This window comes from Niveispirillum fermenti, assembly GCF_048066175.1.
GTDB classification, from domain to species: Bacteria; Pseudomonadota; Alphaproteobacteria; order Azospirillales; family Azospirillaceae; genus Niveispirillum; species Niveispirillum fermenti.
Genome location: NZ_JBLTXA010000004.1, coordinates 232,136 through 252,302, shown reverse-complemented (window position 1 = coordinate 252,302; position 20,167 = coordinate 232,136). Strand labels below are relative to the sequence as shown.

Genomic DNA, 20,167 nt, shown 5'->3' with positions numbered 1-20,167 from the left:
TTGCGATGATTAGAACTCATCGCAAGCTGGTCCGGCGGCGACCGCCGAAACGGTTTTCCAGTCAAAGGAAAACCGCTCTAGGGGCCGGTATTGTCGGCCTTCACGGTATTGACCAGCCCGTTGCGCAGCTTGGACTGGGCGGATCGGCGCAAACCATCGCTATCCGCCTGATGTGCAGCGCGGGTCCATTGGAACCGGGCCTCGTCCAGACGGCCGACGGCCCAATAGGCATCGCCCAGATGGTCGTTGATCTCCGGATCGCCCGGCTCCAGTTCGACCGCCTTTTCCAGCAGTTCGACCGCCTCCTCCACACGGCCCATCCGGAACAAGGCCCAGCCCAGGCTGTCGGTGATGAAGCCGTCCTGTGGGCGAAGGCTCAACGCCTTCTCGATCAGGGCCTTGCCTTCCTCCAGCCGTTCTTCCCGGTCTATGTAGGAATAGCCGAGATAGTTCAGCACGCTGGGCTGGTCCGGGCGCAGTTCCAGCGCATGGCGCAGGCCCTTTTCCGCCGCGGGCCAGTCGCCCTGCGCATCCAGCACCATGGCGCGGGCATAGACCAGCGGCCAATCCGCAGGACCCGGCGTCTTCACGCGCGCCAGCGCCCTGTCATAGGCGGCCAGCGCGGCATCGCCACGCTTGGCGATACGGTGGATGTCGCCCTGCCGCAGCAGGGCGTCGGTACGGTCCGGCCGCTCCGCCGCCAGCCGTTCCAGCAAAGCCACCGCATCCGCCGGCCGGTCCAGTCTGGTCAGGACCTCCGCCTGGCGCATGCGGGCCATCCAGTGGGCGGCGGCCCCCTGCCCGGCCTTGACGGCCTGATATTCCTCAAGCGCCGTTTCCTCCCGGTTGCGGCTGTTCAGCAGATCGCCGACCAGCAGGCGCGCCAACGGTTGCCCGCCATCCAGGTGCAGGGCGACACGGCCATAAAGCAGCGCCATCTCCAGCGCGCCCTCCTGCTGCAATGCGGCGGCCAGACCGAACAGCGCCTCGCTCAGCCCCTGCCGGGCATCGCCGACCAGCCGTGCCGGCGCCTTGATCTCACGCCCCGGCTTTTCCTCCAGCCGGGCCAGCGCATCCTCCACCATCATGGAGCCGGGATTGGCAGCCAGATAGGATTGGTAAAGGGTCCGGGCAGCCTGGATGGCGCCCGCCCGTTCCTGGAAATTGCCGATCAGCAGGGTGACGCGCAGCGCACCGCCATGCTTGGCCGCCTCCGCGTAATGGCGGAACGCTGCCTCATTGTCGCCACGGAGATCCTCTATCAGGGCAAGCTGAAGGGCACGGATGCCATCGAAGCCCTGGTGGCTGGCCAATGGCTCCAGCGCCTTGACGGCATCGTCGAAGCGCTTTCCCTCCACGGCGATCCAGGCCGACAGGAGCGGGCTGATATAGGGCGCCATGCCATCGGCCGGCAACCGGTCCATGTGCGCCTGCGCCTCGTCCGTGCGGCCGTTGCGCAGGGCGTCGGCCACCAGCAGCGCATGGGCGACGAAGCTGCCCTGGCCCGTTTCGGCCAACCGCCGGCCCAACGCCACGGATTCCGTCTGTTTGCCCTCGCCCAGGGAAAGCAGGAAGGTGCGGCGCAGCAGCGACACATTTTCCGGGTCCTGCCGCAGTGCCACGGCAAGGTTGGCCGACGCGACGTCCCAGTCGCCCGCATTCTGCGCGATGCGGCCTGCCAGGTATCGGGCAACGGCGCTGCCGGCCGGGGAACCATCATTCTGTGATTGAGCCAACGCTGGCGAGGCGGCAAGGGCCAGGGCCAGCAACACACCATTCAGGGCCGCCTGACGCGACCGCATCCACCAAGCTACCACGCCGCCATCCTTCCATGCCCGGTCACGGGACAAAGGTAATCATCAACAGCCGCACTATTCAATAGCACGCCGAATCAATACCACCACCGTCGCAAAAGGATGGAATAAGGTCACAGCCCCGGGACTGGAAACCGCAGAAACCCTGGACCCGTCCTGTGATACATCCCAAGCCTGTGCCGGTTGCGCTCCACAGCCTGCGGTGGCGGCACATGCATGCATAATTTGCGGGCCGGCTGCGCAAATCAGCAGCAATCCATTGCCTGATTTTTAACAATTTCAGGCGTAATAAAGGGCCTGCTGACGGCGAAGTCGTCGGCCGCATCGAACCCAGGGACCTTGCATGTATCCCGCAGTGGCGACCGGAGCCCTTAATCCGGCCGACGGCATGGTGGCTGCCGTGATGCCCACCACAACGTATGACCCGTCCAGCATCGCCACACTGCCCCCGGCCAATGATGCCGCGTTCGACAGTGTGGAGGTATTGACCGACCAGATACTGACCGCCGTGGCCCGCAGCCAAAAGCTGGGACATCGTGGCACGCGCATCACCCTCACCCGTCCGACAGAGACGGTGGAAGGTGTGCGCAACCGGCTTCTGATGGCCGGTTTGGCGCCTGTTGTCCGCGCCTCTTCGGTGGGCGGGCAGTCGGTGCTCAGCCTGCGCTGCTGATCGGCAACCGGACCAGCCGCCGCGAAACCAGTGACCGGCCCCGACAGGGCTTGCCGGCGCGGATGGATTTGTTCATGATACGTACCCATGAACAACACATTCGCCCCATGCTGTATCGGGGATGGCCCTGCCGATGAACCTGCGGATGTTCCCGCCGGCCAAGCCGTGATAGCACGGCCACCTGCGCCAGTGCCGGACGGCGCGGCACCAGATGGCATGGGTGGGCCTGCCCTCCTGCCCGGCGTGGCCTTGCCGCGTCCCGCGTCCGACCCTGCCGCCGCCATCACGCGCGGCGTGCGGCGCATGCTGGCCGAGCGCGGCATCCGCGGGCTTGTCGAATTCCCCCTGGCCAATGGCCGACGCGCCGACATCCTGGCCCTGGCCGATGACGGCGAGGTGTCCATCGTGGAAGTGAAAAGCAGCGTCGTGGATTTCAGGACCGACCAGAAATGGCCGGAATACCTTGAATTCTGCGACCGCTTCTATTTCGCGGTCGATCCGCACTTCCCGCAGGAGCTGATTCCGGCCGGCTGCGGCCTGATCGTGGCCGATGCCTTCGGGGCGGAGGTGCTGCGCCCGGCGCCCCTGGCCCGGCTGGCCGGTGCGCGGCGCAAGGCCCTGACATTGCGCGTCGCCCAGGTCGCGATGGCCCGCCTGCACAGGGTGGAGGATCCGGGCCTGGGCTGGTGAGGCGCGCCTATTCCAGCATGGGCAGCCCGGTCTCGATCTGAACCAGGGCCGCCAGCAGGGGCACCGCCATGTCGCGCCGCTGGCCCGTTCCCCGTTCCGCCTCCGACAGGGCCGACTGAAACGTGCCGCGCCAGCGATTGTCCTGAAACAGCAGCTTGTCGGCACGCGCGCGCTGGACCAGGGCCATGGGCGTGCGCGTGTCGGTGACGGTCTTGTCCAGCCGCGCGGATAACAGGTCGGCCTGCGACCGGTCCCTGGCCCGCAGCGCGCCGCCGATCAGTTGCACATAGGTTTCCGCCCGTAGATCGGTGTCCTGAAGCTGGTCTGCATAGGTCAGGGTCAGCACCTTCTCGCCCCGTTGTTCCAGCTTGCCCAGCACGACGGGGATGGTCCAGGGGCTTTCATCCTGCACGGTGCGCAGCAGTCCCAGCGCCAGATTGGTGTCGCCCAGGTCGCCCGCAGCCACAGCCAGTTCCGGCGGACAGCAATTGCCGCGCTGTTCCTTGAAGCGGCTGAACTGCTCCTCCACGGTGTTCAGGAACAGGGTCCGGGCCCGCGCTTCCAGCCCGACATGCAGCAGCGATTGCGCCACCAGGCCCAGTTCCCACGCGCAGCCCTGGGTACGGGCGAATTCCGTCACTTCCTCGGCAATCTGGACCGCCCGCGGCATGTCCCCCTGCCAGACCAGCGCCTCCACAATGTCCGCCAGGTTATAGACACGGGTCGAACAATCATTGAACTGGCGTGTGACGGCCAGCGCCCGATCCACCTCGCCCGTCAGGGCCAGGGTGCGGCTGACGAAAAGATCCTGGCTGATATCGCTCTTGGCACTGCCCGTGCGGACCGCCTGCAGAAAGGGCGCCACGATGGGGCGCACCCGTTCCTTGCTGCCGATATGGTAATGGGCGACGGCGAGTGACAGCCAGTCCCAGCGCGGGGCCACGATCGGCTGTTCAAGCGGCGTCACCAGCGCCTCGATCCGATGCAGCAGGCAGGCATTGGATTTCGGGTCGACGCAGGCCAGCCCCCGCAACCTGTTCTTGAACTCTACATAATCGAAATCGCCGATGAACTGGTTGGTCATCAGTTGCACGGCGAGCGTGCTTTCCGGCAGGCGCGCGATGATATCGGACAGCAGCGTGTCGGCCTGCTGGAGAAGACGGGCCTGCTCCGCCTCGTCATAGGCCTGGTCGGCCTGGCGGATGGCCTGCATCGCCTCCACGAACTGGCGGTTGGCCTGCGCATTCTGATCGACCGATTGCGCCCAGGCGGTGGCCGGCACCAGTAACAGCATGACGGACAATGCCGCCGTCAGGCAGAAACCGGCCCAACTCAAACCGGTTTCAGTATGGGACTTGGACATGACTGACCACCTGCCGGACCCGCGCGATGTTCCGCGCATGGTTGCGTACCCGCTCCAATTCCACCGAGGATCGTCCCCGACCCATCAGGTAGATCGTCTGGTTCACGGTTTCAATCGTATAGTTGCGCGAACTGATCTCCGCGTCGGTCATCAGCCTGGTGCGCAACTGTGCCGTGATCCAGGCGTCGGTGGCCTTGTCGGACAGGCTGCTTTCATCGCCGATGCCGATCTCATTGATCACTTCGGCCACGCCATCCACCTGCCAGGCAAGACGCACGGCCAGCAAACGCTCGTCGGCATTGGCCGCGCGGCCGGTCAGTAGCGCCCGGCCGTCGCGCACCTCCACCCGGACGCGCGAATCCAGATCGTCGGCCGAATCCCACAGCTTCTCGATGGCGGCCTTCAGATCCCGGTCACTCACCTTGCGGGGAGCCGCATCGGCGGCCGGCGGCGCGTCGCCGGCACCGGCGCTGCCGCCGGTTGTGGCGCATCCCGCGGTCAGCGCCAGCGCCGCGGCCATCAGAATCCCCACGCCCTTGGGCGCCATAAGGCGCATGTTCCCCATCGCTCATGCCTCCCGCGGCCGTTCCTGCTCTATCGGAAGGCCCGAATTTAAAGACGAAATGTGGTAAGAACCGGGCCGGGGAATGCTGTTCTGTCCCGGCGGGGTCCGTCTTGCGCGCCTCAGGCGAAGGGAGCGGCACCCATTACCGCTGAAAGTTCACGGGCCAGGATGCCGGCGATGCGCCGTCGGGCCGCCGCGTCGCGCAGCAGCGCCTCGTCCTGCGGATTGGAGAGGAAGCCGGTCTCGATCAGCAGCGAGGGGATATCGGGCGCCTTCAGCACGGCGAAATTCGCCGATCGCATCGGGTTTTCCAGCAGCCGGACATCCTTCCCCGCCCCCTGGATGATCGATTGTTTGGCGTGCAGCGCCGCCGTCACCGTATGGCGGGCCGCCAGATCAACCAGGATGGCGGCCACATTCTCGTCCAGACCGGAGACATCCACGCCCAGCCCGCCGCCGGCGATATTCTCCTGCCGGGCGATGGCGGCTGCGAAATCATCGCTCGCCTTTTCCGACAACGTATAGGCGGACAGGCCACGCGCGCCCTTGTTCGGGGCACTGTCGGCGTGGACGGAGATGAAAAGGTCGGCGCGGGCCTTCTGCGCGATGCGCACCCGTTCCTTCAGGTCGATGAAACTGTCGCCGTCGCGCGTCAGTTCCACCTGCCACCCCGTGGTCCGCGAGGCGATGCGGGCCATTTCCTTGGCAATGTCCAGGACGACGTTCTTCTCATAGGTGCCGCGGGCGCCGATGGCGCCGGGATCGCGGCCGCCATGGCCGGGATCGATCATGACAAGGCGCGGCGGGCGCGGCTTGCGGCCCGGCGGCTTGGGCTTGCCCCCGTCCTGTGCCTGGGCCATGGCGGGGGCATGCAAAAGGGTGACCGAGGCCATCGGGGCAAGAACGGGCACACCCAAGGCGAAACGGATCAGATCCCTGCGATTCATCGACCAAGACCACCTATCGGGTCCGGGTAGCGGACCCCTTTAGTCAATCTCGTCATGTTTGGCCCGGCCTGCACCGCTATGCAACAGAAACCTGCATCCTTGTTGCGCGGATGCGGCATAGGACCGCTGCATCCTCTTCCGCCCAGGCCATGGCCGGCATATGCCCAAGCGGATTTGATGGATGGAACAAGATTTTTCACCGTTGACAGAATTCTAACCATCCTACATCACTTCCGACATCGGATGTATTGTGCGGCGCAGGTTGGAAACAGGCGCCGGAGATCGGGGTGGAAGATGTTTGCCGCCATGTTGCGCGCGGGGATGCGCGCGGTGCGTATCGATGACCTGAACCGTCAGAACCGGGATTTCGCCTGGGAGGATGCGGAGCCGGCCAGGCCGCTGCCGGCCAGGCCTTTCCCCTTCATCTGGGGTCTGGTGCGGGAAAAATTCGCCGGCCGCATGACGCTGCTGCTGCTGGCCGTCGTGATCGGCCAGGGGATCGAGGCGTTCGAGCCCTATGCCCTGAAGGCCGTCGTGGACGCGCTGACGGGGGAAACGGGCGGGGGGGACACCCAGATCCACGGGCTGGGCGTGTTCGGCTGGTTTGTGCTGCTGCTGGCCATCTGGCTGGGCAGCATGGGCATGTACCGTGTCCACCAGATCATCGATGTCTATACATCCCCGTCCATCCGGGCGCTGGCGCAAAAACGCATGTTCTCCTGGCTTCTGGGGCACAGCCCCCGTTATTTCCAGGACAATTTCGCCGGCAAGCTGGGGCAGAAGATCAAGCAGGGCGCCAACGCGGTGCTGGGCGTGATCGAGATTCTGACATGGGACGTGGTGCGCGTCCTGGTGCTGCTGGCTGTGGCGCTGGTATTGCTGTGGACGGCCTCGCCGCTGTTCTCGGCCGTGCTGGCCGTCTGGATGGTGGTCTATGTGGCCATGTCGGCCTGGCTGGCCCGCCATTGTTTCACCCTGTCGGAGAAGATGAGCGATGCGGTGTCCAGCTCGTCCGGCCGGATCATCGATGCCATCACCAATGCCGACCTGATCCGGGGGTTCGCCCGGACGGCGTTCGAACGCCGTTTCCTTGGCCATTACCTGAATGACGAGCGGTTCCACTCGCGCCGGCTGCGCTGGTTCCTGGTGGCCGTCCGGGTATTCCAGATGCTGTCGATCATCGCCCTGCTGGGTGTTCTGGTATGGGTGGCCATCGCCCGCACCCTGGCCGGCGGCATGAGCGTGGGTGAGTTCACCCTGGTCTTCACGCTGGCCTTCCAGATTTCCAACACGGTCTGGCACCTGTCCGATCGCCTGCTCTCCTTCTTCGAGGAACTGGGAACGCTGTCGGAAGCGCTGGACCTGGTGTCGGCCCCGCACGAGATCACGGACACGACGGGCGCCCCGGCCCTGCGCGTGCAGGCAGGCGGGATCGAACTGCGGGAGGTGCATTTCAGCTTCGCCGACGGCACGCGGGTGTTCAACGGGCTGAACCTGACCATCCGGCCGGGCGAGAAGGTCGGGCTGGTGGGCCGGTCGGGCGCCGGAAAAAGCACGCTGGTCAAGCTGCTGCGCCGGCAGTACGACCCGCAATATGGCCGCGTGCTGATCGATGGGCAGGATATCGCCCATGTGACGCTGGAAAGCCTGAACCAGGCCATCGCGGAGGTGCCGCAGCAGCCCGGCGTCTTTCACCGCACCGTGGGAGAGAACATCGCCTATGGCCGGCCGGATGCGGGGCTGGAGGAGGTCCGGGCGGCAGCCAGACAGGCCCATGCCGACGAGTTCATCATGAAGCGTCCCACGGGCTATGACACGGTCGTGGGCGAACAGGGAGTGAAGCTGTCGGGCGGGGAGCGCCAGCGCGTCGCCATCGCCCGCGCCCTTTTGAAGGACAGCCGCATCCTGATCCTGGACGAGGCGACCAGCGCGCTGGACAGCGAGTCCGAGCATCTGATCCAGGAGGCGTTGTGGAACCTGATGGAGGGACGCACGGTGCTGGCCATCGCCCATCGCCTGTCCACCATCACAGGCATGGACCGCATCCTCTATCTGGAAGGCGGCAAGGTGGTGGAGGAAGGGTCCCACAGCGAGTTGCTGGCCATGGGCGGCCGCTATGCCCAGCTCTGGCACCGGCAATCCGGCGGGTTCCTGGCCGCGGCGGAGTGATCCGGCATCAAGGCCGGGCCGGGCTGGCCGTCATCGCCGCCGGTCAGCCCAGCAGCGCCCGCGCCCTGTCGCTGTCGGCGGTGATCTGGTCCTTCAGGGCCTGGAAACTGTCGAACTTCATTTCCGGCCGGATGAAATGGCGCAGGCGCACCCGCAGATGGCGGCCGTAAAGGTCGCCATTGAAATCGAACAGGTGCGCCTCAAGCCGTTCGGTCATGCCGCCCACCGTGGGGCGCCGGCCGATATTGGCGACACCCTTGTGCCAGACGGTGGCCGACCCCTCGTCGATACCGGCCAGGATGGCATAGACGCCCAGGCGCGGCCGCAGATAAGCGCCCAGTTCGACGTTGGCCGTGGGGAAACCGATGGTGCGGCCCCGCTTGTCGCCATGCTCGACCCTGCCCTCGATCTCCCAGTCATGGCCAAGGATGGCGGTCGCCGCCGCCACCTCCCCCGCTTCCAGGTGCCGGCGCACGCGGGTGGAGGAATAGACGGTGGCATCGGGTGCCGCCACAGGCCGCACTTCCGTCACCGCGAAGCCGTGCCGCGCACCGGCATCGCGCAGGAAACCCATATCGCCGCCGCGCCGGTGGCCGAAGACGAAATCATAGCCGGCGACGACATGGCGGGCCGCCAGCCCGTCCACCAGCACCTTCTGCACGAAATCATCCGCGGTCAGTCGGGAAAAGGCCTCGTCGAAATGCACATCGAACAGTGCATCGACCCCCAGCGCCTCGATCAGGCGCGCCTTGATGCGCCAGGGGGTCAGGCGGAAGGGGGGATCGTCGGGGCGGAACAGGCTTCTGGGGTGCGGCTCGAAGGTCAGCACGGCCGACGGCACCCCCAATTGCCGGGCGGCATCCTGCGCGGTCTGGATCACGGCGCGGTGGCCCAGATGCACGCCGTCAAAATTGCCCAGCGCCACGGCGCAGCCGCGGACGGCGGCCGGAAGATCGGTAGTGTGGCGGAAGATCAGCATGGCGCCGCGCGGGTCGTTACAGGTTCCGCCATGCATATAGTCGGGAAGCGCGGCAGCGGTCCAGTCCCTGGGGGCGCAACCCACCCTGTCGACCGGACCGCCAGCCACCCCCGAACCGGTCAATGCAGCGGCGCCGCCACCACGGGGCGGGATGGCACGCCCCGGTCCAGCGCCCGGCTCCACAGTGCCACAGCCAGTCCTGTCAGCGTGACCAGCGCCGCCACCCAGGTCACGGCCGGCAGGCCCGGCCCATGGTCGATGGTCGCCCCGCCGACCCAGGCACCCAGGGCATTGCCCAGGTTGAAGGCGGCGATGTTCAGGCTGCTGGCCAGTCCCTGCCCCGCCCCTTCGGCCTTTTCCAGCACCCGCATCTGCATGGGCGCCACGGTGGCGAAGGCGGCCACACCCAACAGGGCGACAAAGAAGACCGTGGCGATCCGGTCATGCAGAGCGAATGTCATCAGGCCCAGCACAACCATCAGGGCCGCCAGCGTGCCCAGCAGGGTCGGCATCAGCCGGCGGTCGGCCAGCCGCCCGCCCAGCAGGTTGCCGGCCGCCAGCCCGCCACCGAACACCAGCAGGATCGGCGACACGGCCGCATCGGAAAAGCCCGTGACCTGTGTCAGCAAGGGCTGGATATAGGTGAAGACGGCGAAGACCCCGGCGAAGCCCAGCGCCGTGATGGCCAGACCCAGCCAGACCTGCGGCCGGGCCAGGACCGACAATTCCCGGCGAAGGGACAGGGGCTGCGGCGCAACCTTGTCGGCCGGCACGAAAAGGGCCAGCACAAGGGTCGCCATGACGCCGATCAGGGCCACGGCCCAGAAGGTGGCGCGCCAGCCATGGGTCAGGCCCAGCCAGGCCCCGAAGGGCACGCCCAGCAGCGTGGCCATGGTCAGTCCCGTGAACATGATGGCAATGGCCGATGCCTTGCGGTCGGGCGCCACGAGCCCGGTGGCCACGATGGAGCCGACGCCGAAGAAGGTGCCATGCGCCAGCGAGGTGACGACACGGGCCGCCATCAGCCAGCCATAGTCCGGTGCCAGCGCACAGGCGATGTTGCCGATGGTGAAGACCACCATCAGCGCCACCAGCAGCGTCTTGCGCGGCAGCCGGCCCGTGGAGAGCGTCAGAACGGGCGCGCCCACGAAAACCCCCAGCGCATAGCCGCTGATCAGCAGCCCCGCCATGGAAACCGAAACGTCCAGGTCGGCGGCAACCTGCAGCAGCAGGCCCATGATGACAAATTCCGTCGTGCCGATACCAAAGGCACCGGCCGTCAGGGCGAACAATCCGATAGGCATGATCCGTTCCCGAATGAACATGACATGCCGCGAAGATGGACGAGGCCCCATCCGTGAACTAGATTGCCTGTAGGCACATGATTTGTGAGATCAGGTCACATGTCCCGACTGGACATCAACCGCGCCGGGGAGATGGAGGTCTTCGTCCGCGTCGTGGAAACGGGCACCTTCTCCGGGGCTGCCCGCGCGCTGGACATGACCCCGTCGGCCGTCAGCAAGCTGGTGGCCCGCATGGAGACGCGGCTGGGGGCCCGGCTGCTGAACCGCACCACCCGACAATTGGGGCTGACGCCGGAAGGCGCGCTGTTCCACGACCGTTGCCGGTGCATCCTGGCCGACATGGCGGAAGCCGAGCAGTCGGTGTCAGCGGGGGCCATGCCGCGCGGACCGGTCCGCATCAACAGTTCGGTACCGTTCGGCATGCTTCATCTGCTGCCTCTGGTGCCACGGCTGTCGGCGCTGTACCCGGAAATCCAGTTGGACATCACCCTGACCGACATGGTGGTGGACCTGATGCAGGAACGGGCCGACATCGCCATCCGCATCGGCCCGTTGAAGGGTGCCAACCTGATGGCACGCAAGCTGGGGGAAGGCCGCGTGGTGGTGGTCGCCTCCCCCGACTATCTGGCCCACCGGGGCACGCCGCGCACACCGGCCGATCTGGCGCATCACAACCTGATGGCCTTCGGCTTTGCGCGCAGTGTCGGACCCTGGCCCTTCCGCCTGCCGGATGGCACGCGGGTGGAGGTGCCCGTGCGCGGCAATGCCATCCTGGGGGACGGGGAAAGCATGCGCCATCTGGCGCTGGCGGGTCACGGGCTGGCCCGGCACGCGATGTTCCATGTCGGCCCCGATGTACGGTCGGGCCGGCTGGTCCCCCTGCTGGAGGAATACAATACGGGCGACACGGAGATGGTGCATGCCGTCTTCCTGGGCGGGCCCGTCATGCCGCCCCGGATCCGGGCCGTGATCGATTTCCTGGCGCGGGAGGTCCGCGTCGGATAGGCCCCTATTCCGCCGCCTCGCTGGCGATGGCCCTGGCCGGCACCATCACCATGGCATCACCATCGATCACAATCCTGTCACCGACCGTGCAGTTGGTGGACAGCAGCACCCGCCGCTTGTCCGGCACCAGGCCCGTCACCGTCACGGTGGTCGTCACCGTCTCCCCGATCCGCACGGGTGAGCGGAAACGCAGGTTCTGGGACATGTAGATGCAACCCGGTCCCGGCAGGCGCGTGCCCAGCACCGTGGTGATGAAGCAGGCCGACAGCATGCCATGCGCGATGCGCCCGCCGAACGGGGTCGCCCTGGCATATTCCTCGTTCAGGTGCATGGGGTTCGTGTCGCCGGAGATGCCCGCGAACATCACGATGTCCGTCTCGGTGATGGTGCGGGCGTAAACGCCTTTCATCCCGATGAACATATCCTCGAAATAGAAGCCGGTCAGATCGGCCGGGTCCAGACCGGAACGGCGTGCGACATGATCCATCGGATGGTGCTCTCCCGCTTGGCGGCCGGTCCACCGGCACCTATGTTGCTTGGCACCGCTCATATAGGCCTGGCGGGGACGGGCGGTCAAACCGGCGATGGTCGGAACGGGATGCAACGGCAACGGATATGGTGGGGATGCGGGACGGGGCGCAGATATCGGATGGGCATTGGACGCACCATCGCATGGAACGGCCCGATGGTGCCTTCCTGCGGCTGTCGCGCTGGAACCCGGCCAGCCCCGCACCGCCGCCGGATGCCGCCACCCTGCTGATCCTGCCCGGCCGTGCGGAATATGTGGAGAAATATGCCGAGCTGGCAGGCGATTTCACCCGGCGCGGCCTGCATGTCGTGGCGATGGACTGGCGCGGCCAGGGCGGCGCCTCACGCCTGCTGCCCGACCAGAGCATGGGCCATGTCGAATCGTTCGACATTTTCCTGGATGATATGGCCGCCGCCCTGCCCCGGCTGCTGGATGGCACGGCCGGCCCCGCCCTGGCACTTGGCCATTCGATGGGCGGGCACATCCTGTTGCGGTTCGTGGCCGAACGCACCCATCCGTTCCATGGGATCATTGCCAGCGCCCCCATGCTCGGCATCAATACCGCCCCCCTGCCGGAAGGGGCGGCCCGGCAACTGGCGCGGCTGGCCGTCCGGATGGGACATGGGCAGCGTTATGCGCTGGGCCAGTTGCCCTTCGCGGCCGACCCGCCGCCGGCCTTTGCCGGCAACCGGCTGACCAGCGACCCGGACCGGTTCGCCCGCAACCACCGGTTCTGCCTGGAAGACCCGGCACTGGCACTCGGCGGCGCGAGCTGGGGCTGGCTGGACGCAGCCCTTGCCTCCATCCGGCACTATTTCGACCAGGACCGGCTGGAGCAGGTGGACCTGCCCATCCTGCTGCTGTCGGGCCGGGCCGACCGCATCGTGCGCACGGATCGCCATGATCTGGCCGCCCGGCGCCTGCCCCGCTGCACCCTGGCCAGCTTTCCCGAAGGCCGCCATGAACTGCTGATGGAGGCAGACCCCATCCGCAACCGCGTCCTGGCCGCCATCGATGATTTCCTGGCCCGGATTCTTCCCGCCTGACATTCCGCCGGCGTGGGGACCGGCGGAAGGAAGGGGAGCGGCTGTCAAAGTACGGTCAGCATGCTGGCCACCAGCGGATGACGGACGATATCGGCATCGGCCAGCCGTACCACGGCAATGCCTTCCACCACCTCCAGCCGGCGGGCGATTTCCGCCAGGCCCGACAGGCCGTTCAGCAGATCGGACTGGTCGGGATCGCCCGTCAGGATCATCGTGGAATGCCAGCCCAGGCGGGTCAGCAGCATCTTGATCTGGGCATAGGTGCAGTTCTGCGCCTCATCAATGACGACAAAGGCATTGTTCAGCGTGCGGCCGCGCATATAGCCCACGGGCGCGATCTCGATCGACCCGTCGGCCATCAGCGCCTTCAACCGCTTGGCCCCCAGCCGGTCCGACAGCGCGTCATAGAGCGGGCGCAGGAAAGGGGCCATCTTCTCGTTCATGTCACCGGGCAGATAGCCGATGCTTTCCCCCGCCTCGATGGCGGGGCGTGACAGCACGATACGGTCCACCTCCCCCTTCTCCAGGGCCGCCACGGCGGAGGAGATGGCCAGATAGGTCTTGCCCGTCCCGGCCGGACCCAGGGCCAGGGTCAGATTATGGTCCTTGATGGCCTGCATCAGCAGCCCCTGGCCGGGGCTCATGGGCTTCACGGTGCGGACATAGGATTGCTCCCGCCGTTCCTCGCCGCCCAGCGGGTCCCAGCCCCCGGAAGGGCGGGGAAACAGGGCGTGGACCTTGGTTTCGCTGCTGGACGCGGGCTTGGGCTGGCGCTTGGCCATATGTGCATCTCCTCACTGTCTGCGAAGGACGGATGTCCTGTTGAAGCGGGAACGCGGCTGGCGGCGACGCGGACAACAAAAAACCGCACCCTCGGGCCGAGTGGTGCGGTTGGAAGAAGTGTCGCCATCGACGGTCGGCCCCGGACGGGGCGGGGCGCAGGGTGCTGCACGGCATGTCGCCGTTGCGCTGCGGTATGATGGTGCCGGGCGGTTTGCCAGTGTCACGATCAAATCAGTCCCCTGGTCTGGGCCAACAGGGGGGATTCTAACGCAATGATTCCGCGGCGTCACCAGACTTTGCGGCCGACACCAAATCATCATACAACATCTGGCGGGGTACGCCTTTCGGGTCGAACGCCCGATTCGACCCGCCCAGCCGTGTCGCCGCACCTGCGAAGACGCGGTCATCAACCGCGAACCCGCCAAAGGCGCCAGCGGGCGCGCCGGCGCCCGCCCGTTTAAATCATGGTCGCATAGCCGGAATAGATATTGTGGAACAAAGCCCCCTTGTCGCAAAATGTGCCAAAGGAAAGCCTTGACGCCGCCCAGCGATTCGGGCTTGAACGGCGTCATGGTGCAAGATCGTTGGGCAATTGATGGCGCGTCGGTGGCGGCGGCCATAATATCGTGCGTTCCGGGAACGAATTCCGGGGATCAATCGTGGGGTCGGAACAGGATATGAGCACGCAGGTCGCTTACAGGGACGCGCCTTTCCAACTGCGCGGCAGCACCTTCACGATGATGGTGCTGAAGGTCAGCGACCCGCACAATCCCAACTTCTTCCCCGTCCTGTCGGGCAAGATCGCGCAGGCCCCCAATTTCTTCCGCCATGCCGGCGTCGTGCTGGATCTGGATGACCTGCCGGCCGGCACACCTTTCGATATGGAGGCTTTCTGCCGGCTGCTGCGGAACCTGGGCCTGATGGCCGTGGGGCTGCAGGGCGGCACGAAGGAACAGCAGGATGCGGCGCTGGCACGGGGCATGGCCCTGCTGGCCGCCCCGCGCGGCAAGGTGGAAACCTTTGATCCGCTGGCCGGCACGGGACGCAGCCCGGCCCAGGGCCTGGGCAATGTCCAGGGCCGGCCGCAGGCGCCGGTCGCCCCGGCCGCTCCGGCCCCGGCCACCGTGGTCGCGATGCCCGAGGCGCCGCCGCAACGCAGCACGATGGTGATCGCCGAGCCGGTCCGCTCCGGCCGGCAGGTCTATGCCGCAGGCGGGGACCTGGTCGTGATCGGGGCGGTCAGCCCCGGCGCCGAACTGCTGGCCGACGGCTCCATCCATGTGTATGGTGCGCTGCGCGGCCGTGCCCTGGCCGGGGTCAGCGGCGACCAGACGGCCCGCATCTTCTGCCAGAGCCTGGATGCCGAACTGGTATCCATCGCCGGGCTTTACCGCGTATCCGAAGATATCGGTGCGGATATCCGCCGTCGTCAGGTCCAAATTCACCTGAACAATGGCTATCTGCACATCGACCCGCTTTCGCCGGCCGCGGCGTAAGGGACCTGTTGATCAACCTTTGACCTTGGGAGACGCCTCTTGGCCAAGATCATTACGATGACCTCCGGCAAGGGCGGCGTGGGCAAGACCACATCGAGCGCCGCTTTCGGCACCGGCCTTGCCCTGCGCGGTTTCAAGACCTGCATCATCGATTTCGATGTGGGCTTGCGCAATCTGGACCTGATCATGGGGTGCGAACGCCGCGTGGTGTTCGACTTCATCAACGTGATCAATGGCGAGGCACGGCTGAGTCAGGCGTTGATCAAGGACAAGCGGGTTGAGAACCTGTACATCCTGCCGACCAGCCAGACCCGCGACAAGGATGCGCTGACGCTGGAAGGCGTGGGCAAGATCCTGGAGGAGTTGAAGAAGGAATTCGACTATATCCTCTGCGACAGCCCGGCCGGCATCGAGAAGGGCGCGCTCATGGCGCTCTATTGGGCCGACCATGCCATCATCGTGACCAACCCGGAAGTCTCGTCGGTCCGCGACAGCGACCGTATCCTGGGCGTGATCCAGGCCAAGTCGCGCCGGGCCGAACAGGGGCTGGAACCCGTGCAGGAACATCTGCTGGTCACCCGCTATGATCCGGAGCGGGTGGAGAAGGGAGAGATGCTGAAGGTAGAGGATGTCCTGGAAATCCTGGCCATCCCGCTTCTGGGCATCATCCCGGAAAGCCCTGCGGTGCTGAAGGCGTCCAATGTCGGCATGCCCGTCGTGCTGGACGACAAGTCCAATGCCGGCCTTGCCTATGGCGATGCCGTGGGCCGTTTCCTGGGCGAGACGCTGGAACACCGCTTCATCAAGCCCGAAAAGAAGGGCTTCCTGGATCGCCTGTTGCGGAGGAGCGCATGAGCCTGCTGGATATTTTCCGCCGGTCCAAGCCGCCGACTGTGGCGGCCCAGGCCAAGGAGCGGCTGCAGATCGTGCTGGCGCACGAACGGTCCGGCCGGGACAGCCCCGATTTCCTGCCCGCACTGCAGCAGGAACTGCTGGCTGTCATCAAGAAGTATGTCAGCGTGGACGAGGACAAGGTCGCCGTGAAGCTGGAACGCGAAAGCGGCTGTTCCATGCTGGAAGTGAATGTCGAACTGCCCGTGCCCTCCAAGCGCAAGCCTGCGGACAAGCCGGTAACAGTGAACTGAATCCTTCGCGCGGGGACGGGACAACAGCGCTTGCCCCGCCCCGGCGGCAAGGGCATGATTTCGCGTTTTCCAGATGGGCGCGGATGGTCCGTTTTGCTGGGGTGCGCTGCTGCCAGGGTCGGACTGTTTGTTGCAGCGCTGCTGGCGGTGCCCGCACCTCCCGTGGCGATGGCCGATGGCAGGCCGGCGGGTGCAACTCCACCATCCGGTGCCGGCCGTGATCTGGTCGTCGCCCTGTCCGGCGGGGTGACGGCCACCGATCCCCACCTGGCCCGCACGGGCGCCGATTTCCAGTATTATGAACATGTTTTCGATACACTGGTCACCCGCGACGGGTTCGCCACGGCCCCCCGTCTGGCCACAAGCTGGCGCAGTGACGACCATCTGACCTGGACCTTCCTGCTGGACCCGGCCGCACGCTTCGCCGACGGCCAGCCCGTGACGCCGCGCGACGTGGCGTACAGCCTTTGCCGTTTCCAGGAAGTATCGCGCGATGTCGGACGCGAGCCGCTGGGCCTTGTCAGCGTGGCGGCCGGCAGGCCAGGGCAGATCACCTTGGTGCTTGCCGCACCCTACCGTCTGTTGCCGGCGGCCCTGTCGCTGGCCTTCATCATGCAAGCCCCGGATGATGGCTCGGCAGGCGGGCCGCAGGGCTGCGACCCGGATCGGGTGCGGGCCGGACTGGGCCGTCACCTGACGGGCAGCGGTCCCTTCATCCCGGCGGCGGGGTCGGACGGCCGGCAGGACCGCCACCTGCTGACCCTGTCACCCCTTTGCTGGACCGCCTGCCCGCCATGGCAGCGTCTGGTGCTGGTGGAGGAACCGGACGCGCGCGAGCGGCTGCGGCTGCTGGTGACGGGCGAGGTGGATATCATGGAGGATGTCGCCCCGGTCCATGAGCGCTATCTGCGGGGATTGCACAATCTCGCCCTGTCGGAACTGCCCACCGACCGCACATTGCTGCTGACCTTCAATCTGCGCCCGGCCCTGCCGGACGGCAGCGCCAATCCCCTGGCCGATCCGCATGTCCGACGCGCCGTGTCCCTGGCCGTGGACCGGCACCTTCTGGTGGAACGCGGGCTGGAGACATTGGCCGGGCCAGCCTGGCAACTGGCACAGCCCGGGATGGAAGGTTACCAGCCCGACCGGCCACTAACCCGCCCGCCCCGACCGGACATCGCGCGCGAATTGCTGGTGCGATCGGGACATGCGGACGGGCTGACCCTGGAATTGCTGTTGCCGCTGACCCGGATCACCGACCGGCCGCGCGTCGCCGACGCCCTGGCAGGTCTGCTGCGGGCCGTGGGCATCCAGGTGACCGTGCAATCCATTGCCGCGGGCGAGATGCGCCAGCGGATCATTGACGGCGATTTCCAGATGATGTTCGCCGGGCTGGGCCTGACGGCGGGGTCGGCCATGGAAGGCTATGCCGCCATTGCCGGCACGCCGGAAAGGGACAGCACCATCAATCCCAGCGGGTACCGGAACGAGGAATTGCAGACCCTGCTGCTACGGTCCCGCGGGGCGACGGCCGCCAGCATCCCGGCTCTGGCAGCGCAGGCCACCGCCATTCTGGAAACGGATCTGCCCATGGTGCCGCTGCTGCATATCCGTGATCTGGTCGCCCATCGGCAGGGACTGGAGATCCGGGCCCGCGACACTGCCCGCGCCTTCGGCCGGATCACGGTTCCGGCCTGTGAAGCAGCCGCGCCGCCGCCCGACTGAAAGACCGGGCCCAGGGGGTCAGGGGTCAGGGGTCAGGCCTCTTCCCCCTCCCCCGCCGCATCCTGCTGGCGGGCGAAGCGGACGGAGGCGACCTCGTCGAACATCTGGGTTTCGCGATAGCGACGGGCCTCCTTGGCGGCCAGGTCGCGCTGCTCCTGCACCTGCTCGAACTTCTTCAATTCACGAAAGGCCTCGGCCACGCTCTCCTCGGCCTTTTCGATCTCCCGCAGCAGCAGGATGGCGCGATGCTCGTAGGCTTCGCGCCGGATCAGGGCCTGTTTGGCAAAGGGAGGATAGGCGCGGGCCAGCATAAGATCGGTGGCGGCCAGTTGCCGTTCCTCCACCACCTGCCGCTCGAACGCCTCCCGCTCCTCGGCCAGCCGCTGTGCGGCCTCCTGCAAATGAACCAGCACGCGGCGGCGTTCGTCGACCTCCCGCTGGTTCAGGCGGATCAGGGGTTTCAGGTCCTTCATCAGCCGGCTCCGCCCAGGATGGCCGCCAGTTCCTCATACCCCTGGTCCAGCGTGCAGCGCTCCCCCTTGCCCTGGCGCAGGAACGCCTCCAGCGCCGGGTTGAAATGGATCGCCTCGTCCACCTGCGGGTCGGAACCCCGGCGATAGGCACCCAGCCGGATCATCTCCTCCATGTCGGAATAGGCAGACATCAGGCGGCGCGCCTTGCCGACCAGGGCGTTCTGCTCCGGCGTGTTGCACCCCGGCATGGTACGGCTGACCGAGCGCAGGATGTTGATGGCGGGATAGCGCCCGCGCTCCCCGATACGGCGTTCCATGACGATATGGCCGTCCAGGATGCCGCGCACGGCGTCGGCGATGGGTTCCTCCATGTCGCCCCCTTCGACCAGCACCGTGAACAGGCCGCTGATCGTGCCTTTGCCCGTGCCCGGACCGGCCCTTTCCAGCAGGCGCGGCAGCTCGGCGAACACGGTCGGCGGATAGCCCTTGGTCGTCGGTGGCTCCCCCGCCGACAGGCCGATCTCGCGCTGGGCCATGGCGAAACGGGTGACGCTGTCCATCAGGCACAGCACATCCTGTTCCTGGTCACGGAAATATTCGGCCACGGCGAAGGTCATGTAGGCCGCCTGCCGGCGCATCAGCGGCGGCTCGTCGGAAGTGGCGACGATCACGACGCTGCGGGCCAGTCCCTCCTCGCCCAGGTCATGCTCCAGGAACTCCTGCACCTCGCGCCCGCGCTCACCGATCAGGCCGATGACGCTGATATTGGCCTCGGTATATTTGGCCAGCATGGACATCAGCACGGACTTGCCCACGCCGGACCCGGCGAAGATACCCATACGCTGGCCACGGCAGCAGGACAGGAAGGTGTTGATGGATTTCACCCCCAGATCCATCTTTCCCCCCACCCGCTTGCGGGCATGGGCCGGCGGCGGGCTGGCCTTGATCAGGAAGGGCACCTCGCCCTGGGGCAGCGGACCCTTGCCGTCGATGGGCTGGCCCAGCGCATTGATGACGCGGCCCAGCCAGGCCGGGGTGGGATAGATCGATGCCTGCCCCTCCGCCACCTCCGCCCGGCAGCCAAGGCCGATATCGTCCAGCGTGCCGAACGGCATCAACAACGCGCGGCCGCTGCGGAAGCCCACCACCTCGCACGGGACCGGCCGGCCGCCGCGCGTGATCACGCGGCAGCGCCCGCCGATGGAAAGCCGGCGTTCCACCCCGCCCACCTCCACCATCATCCCCAGGACGGAGGTGACCCGGCCGAAGACGGCATAGGATGGCAGGGCGTTGATCTCTTGCAGCAACTGATCGTGGTCAAGCATGGCGACAGGCACCCTACCACAAAATCGCAAAGCCGGGGGGTTGCACATACCAATGAATATACCTACCCCCCTGGCCATTCCTTTGGTCCGATAGCATATCTGTAGAGCCTCTGTTAACCTATCTGCCGTAGATGGG

19 protein-coding genes are annotated in these 20,167 nt (G+C 66.5%); 9 read left to right on the top strand and 10 right to left on the bottom strand.

Going from position 1 to position 20,167, the window contains the following annotated elements:
* Positions 1-77: 77 nt before the first annotated feature.
* On the bottom strand, positions 78-1,817 hold the full coding sequence (locus tag ACM9LZ_RS06270) for a tetratricopeptide repeat protein (protein ID WP_416618492.1): 1,740 nt from the start codon (positions 1,815-1,817) through the stop codon (positions 78-80).
* A 400-nt stretch (positions 1,818-2,217) separates the two neighbouring features.
* Between ACM9LZ_RS06270 and ACM9LZ_RS06265 the strand changes: the two genes are divergently transcribed.
* Both ACM9LZ_RS06265 and ACM9LZ_RS06260 read left to right on the top strand, forming a co-directional pair.
* The gene (locus ACM9LZ_RS06265) at positions 2,218-2,487 is read left to right on the top strand and encodes a hypothetical protein (RefSeq protein WP_416618491.1); all 270 of its coding nucleotides are present in this window, start codon (positions 2,218-2,220) and stop codon (positions 2,485-2,487) included.
* Between the two features lie 216 nt (positions 2,488-2,703).
* The gene (locus ACM9LZ_RS06260) at positions 2,704-3,177 is read left to right on the top strand and encodes an MmcB family DNA repair protein (RefSeq protein WP_416618490.1); all 474 of its coding nucleotides are present in this window, start codon (positions 2,704-2,706) and stop codon (positions 3,175-3,177) included.
* Positions 3,178-3,184: 7 nt separating this feature from the next.
* Here the strand turns inward: ACM9LZ_RS06260 and ACM9LZ_RS06255 are convergent, their stop codons facing one another.
* The 3 genes from ACM9LZ_RS06255 to ACM9LZ_RS06245 form a co-directional block, all read right to left on the bottom strand.
* Entirely contained in the window at positions 3,185-4,540 is a 1,356-nt protein-coding gene (locus tag ACM9LZ_RS06255) for a hypothetical protein (RefSeq protein WP_416618489.1), read from the bottom strand.
* The gene (locus ACM9LZ_RS06250; protein ID WP_416618488.1) at positions 4,521-5,105 is read right to left on the bottom strand and encodes a BON domain-containing protein; all 585 of its coding nucleotides are present in this window, start codon (positions 5,103-5,105) and stop codon (positions 4,521-4,523) included. The genes ACM9LZ_RS06255 and ACM9LZ_RS06250 overlap by 20 nt, the downstream gene beginning before the upstream one ends.
* Before the next feature lie 119 nt (positions 5,106-5,224).
* Complete coding sequence (locus tag ACM9LZ_RS06245) at positions 5,225-6,052, bottom strand: N-acetylmuramoyl-L-alanine amidase family protein (protein ID WP_416618487.1); 828 nt, start codon at positions 6,050-6,052, stop codon at positions 5,225-5,227.
* Between the two features lie 330 nt (positions 6,053-6,382).
* Between ACM9LZ_RS06245 and ACM9LZ_RS06240 the strand changes: the two genes are divergently transcribed.
* Positions 6,383-8,221 (top strand): ABC transporter ATP-binding protein, encoded by a 1,839-nt coding sequence (locus ACM9LZ_RS06240; RefSeq protein WP_416618486.1) that lies wholly within the window; start codon positions 6,383-6,385, stop codon positions 8,219-8,221.
* A 43-nt stretch (positions 8,222-8,264) separates the two neighbouring features.
* Here ACM9LZ_RS06240 and ACM9LZ_RS06235 read toward each other — a convergent pair whose 3' ends face one another.
* Positions 8,265-9,200 (bottom strand): bifunctional riboflavin kinase/FAD synthetase, encoded by a 936-nt coding sequence (locus ACM9LZ_RS06235; protein ID WP_416618552.1) that lies wholly within the window; start codon positions 9,198-9,200, stop codon positions 8,265-8,267.
* A gap of 119 nt (positions 9,201-9,319) precedes the next feature.
* The gene (locus ACM9LZ_RS06230) at positions 9,320-10,504 is read right to left on the bottom strand and encodes an MFS transporter (RefSeq protein ID WP_416618485.1); all 1,185 of its coding nucleotides are present in this window, start codon (positions 10,502-10,504) and stop codon (positions 9,320-9,322) included.
* A 99-nt stretch (positions 10,505-10,603) separates the two neighbouring features.
* Here ACM9LZ_RS06230 and ACM9LZ_RS06225 point away from each other — a divergent pair, with 99 nt between their 5' ends.
* Positions 10,604-11,509, top strand: a complete 906-nt coding sequence (locus tag ACM9LZ_RS06225) for a LysR family transcriptional regulator (RefSeq protein WP_416618484.1) — start codon at positions 10,604-10,606, stop codon at positions 11,507-11,509.
* A gap of 4 nt (positions 11,510-11,513) precedes the next feature.
* On the opposite strand, the gene ACM9LZ_RS06220 is transcribed toward ACM9LZ_RS06225, so the two are convergent.
* Positions 11,514-11,996 (bottom strand): MaoC family dehydratase, encoded by a 483-nt coding sequence (locus ACM9LZ_RS06220; protein WP_416618483.1) that lies wholly within the window; start codon positions 11,994-11,996, stop codon positions 11,514-11,516.
* A gap of 185 nt (positions 11,997-12,181) precedes the next feature.
* On the opposite strand from ACM9LZ_RS06220, the gene ACM9LZ_RS06215 reads away from it, so the two are divergent.
* Entirely contained in the window at positions 12,182-13,084 is a 903-nt protein-coding gene (locus ACM9LZ_RS06215) for an alpha/beta fold hydrolase (RefSeq protein ID WP_416618482.1), read from the top strand.
* 44 nt (positions 13,085-13,128) lie between these two features.
* On the opposite strand, the gene ACM9LZ_RS06210 is transcribed toward ACM9LZ_RS06215, so the two are convergent.
* A complete protein-coding gene (locus ACM9LZ_RS06210; protein WP_416618481.1) occupies positions 13,129-13,866 on the bottom strand; it encodes a PhoH family protein in 738 nt (245 codons plus the stop codon).
* A 678-nt stretch (positions 13,867-14,544) separates the two neighbouring features.
* Here ACM9LZ_RS06210 and minC point away from each other — a divergent pair.
* The 4 genes from minC (at position 14,545) to ACM9LZ_RS06190 (ending at position 18,233) form a co-directional block, all read left to right on the top strand.
* A complete protein-coding gene (gene minC, locus ACM9LZ_RS06205; RefSeq protein WP_416618480.1) occupies positions 14,545-15,363 on the top strand; it encodes a septum site-determining protein MinC in 819 nt (272 codons plus the stop codon).
* A 39-nt stretch (positions 15,364-15,402) separates the two neighbouring features.
* A complete protein-coding gene (gene minD, locus ACM9LZ_RS06200; protein WP_416618479.1) occupies positions 15,403-16,218 on the top strand; it encodes a septum site-determining protein MinD in 816 nt (271 codons plus the stop codon).
* Positions 16,215-16,508 (top strand): cell division topological specificity factor MinE, encoded by a 294-nt coding sequence (gene minE / locus ACM9LZ_RS06195; protein ID WP_416618478.1) that lies wholly within the window; start codon positions 16,215-16,217, stop codon positions 16,506-16,508. The genes minD and minE overlap by 4 nt, the downstream gene beginning before the upstream one ends.
* A 147-nt stretch (positions 16,509-16,655) precedes the next feature.
* On the top strand, positions 16,656-18,233 hold the full coding sequence (locus ACM9LZ_RS06190; RefSeq protein WP_416618477.1) for an ABC transporter substrate-binding protein: 1,578 nt from the start codon (positions 16,656-16,658) through the stop codon (positions 18,231-18,233).
* 32 nt (positions 18,234-18,265) lie between these two features.
* Here ACM9LZ_RS06190 and ACM9LZ_RS06185 read toward each other — a convergent pair whose 3' ends face one another.
* A complete protein-coding gene (locus ACM9LZ_RS06185; protein ID WP_416618476.1) occupies positions 18,266-18,706 on the bottom strand; it encodes a flagellar export protein FliJ in 441 nt (146 codons plus the stop codon).
* Positions 18,706-20,031: a flagellar protein export ATPase FliI gene (fliI, locus tag ACM9LZ_RS06180; RefSeq protein WP_416618475.1), complete on the bottom strand. Its 1,326-nt coding sequence runs from the start codon at positions 20,029-20,031 to the stop codon at positions 18,706-18,708. Before fliI ends, ACM9LZ_RS06185 begins: the two co-directional genes overlap by 1 nt.
* Positions 20,032-20,167 lie beyond the last annotated feature (136 nt).

What these genes read in the sequence shown, in the direction of transcription:
- ACM9LZ_RS06235 (WP_416618552.1), bottom strand. Translation starts at nt 9,200, where the DNA reads ATGCTGATCTTCCGCCACACTACCGATCTTCCGGCCGCCGTCCGCGGC.
- ACM9LZ_RS06215 (WP_416618482.1), top strand. Translation starts at nt 12,182, where the DNA reads ATGGAACGGCCCGATGGTGCCTTCCTGCGGCTGTCGCGCTGGAACCCG.
- ACM9LZ_RS06185 (WP_416618476.1), bottom strand. Translation starts at nt 18,706, where the DNA reads ATGAAGGACCTGAAACCCCTGATCCGCCTGAACCAGCGGGAGGTCGAC.
- minE (WP_416618478.1), top strand. Translation starts at nt 16,215, where the DNA reads ATGAGCCTGCTGGATATTTTCCGCCGGTCCAAGCCGCCGACTGTGGCG.
- ACM9LZ_RS06260 (WP_416618490.1), top strand. Translation starts at nt 2,704, where the DNA reads ATGGGTGGGCCTGCCCTCCTGCCCGGCGTGGCCTTGCCGCGTCCCGCG.
- ACM9LZ_RS06245 (WP_416618487.1), bottom strand. Translation starts at nt 6,052, where the DNA reads ATGAATCGCAGGGATCTGATCCGTTTCGCCTTGGGTGTGCCCGTTCTT.
- ACM9LZ_RS06255 (WP_416618489.1), bottom strand. Translation starts at nt 4,540, where the DNA reads ATGTCCAAGTCCCATACTGAAACCGGTTTGAGTTGGGCCGGTTTCTGC.
- ACM9LZ_RS06265 (WP_416618491.1), top strand. Translation starts at nt 2,218, where the DNA reads ATGCCCACCACAACGTATGACCCGTCCAGCATCGCCACACTGCCCCCG.
- fliI (WP_416618475.1), bottom strand. Translation starts at nt 20,031, where the DNA reads ATGCTTGACCACGATCAGTTGCTGCAAGAGATCAACGCCCTGCCATCC.
- ACM9LZ_RS06230 (WP_416618485.1), bottom strand. Translation starts at nt 10,504, where the DNA reads ATGCCTATCGGATTGTTCGCCCTGACGGCCGGTGCCTTTGGTATCGGC.
- minC (WP_416618480.1), top strand. Translation starts at nt 14,545, where the DNA reads ATGAGCACGCAGGTCGCTTACAGGGACGCGCCTTTCCAACTGCGCGGC.
- ACM9LZ_RS06220 (WP_416618483.1), bottom strand. Translation starts at nt 11,996, where the DNA reads ATGGATCATGTCGCACGCCGTTCCGGTCTGGACCCGGCCGATCTGACC.
- ACM9LZ_RS06210 (WP_416618481.1), bottom strand. Translation starts at nt 13,866, where the DNA reads ATGGCCAAGCGCCAGCCCAAGCCCGCGTCCAGCAGCGAAACCAAGGTC.
- ACM9LZ_RS06250 (WP_416618488.1), bottom strand. Translation starts at nt 5,105, where the DNA reads ATGGGGAACATGCGCCTTATGGCGCCCAAGGGCGTGGGGATTCTGATG.
- ACM9LZ_RS06225 (WP_416618484.1), top strand. Translation starts at nt 10,604, where the DNA reads ATGTCCCGACTGGACATCAACCGCGCCGGGGAGATGGAGGTCTTCGTC.